Below are 289 nucleotides of genomic sequence, written 5' to 3'. Positions count from 1 at the left end.
GCCCCGCCGGCTCACCGCCCACAAGCGCCAGGACGCTGAATGCATAAGGACGCTTGGCCAGATCCGCTGGCACTTGGCGCAATACATCGGCGTCCAACGGTTCGCCGCCCCCCATCGGGTCTTCGGCGTAATTGTTCAACACCAGCCAAATGGCCTCGGCGTGAATCGAGTTGGTGTAGCTGGCCTGCAGTACCAGTATGTCCGCGAATTCCATTTCCAGCCTCGATCACACAGCAAATTAGCCCCGCACATTAGCGCGACGATGGCGTGGCGACAACCCGGTCTTAAC

General features: G+C 60.2%; 1 pseudogene. It reads right to left on the bottom strand.

Annotation, left to right across the window (positions count from 1 at the left end):
* Positions 1-214: pseudogene (locus tag BK665_RS33540) on the bottom strand (GNAT family N-acetyltransferase); the annotation flags it as partial.
* Positions 215-289 lie beyond the last annotated feature (75 nt).

The organism is Pseudomonas frederiksbergensis (assembly GCF_003732665.1).
GTDB lineage: Bacteria > Pseudomonadota > Gammaproteobacteria > Pseudomonadales > Pseudomonadaceae > Aquipseudomonas > Aquipseudomonas frederiksbergensis_G.
The sequence above is the reverse complement of the archived record's forward strand: the minus strand, read 5'-3'. Positions and strand labels throughout refer to the sequence as shown.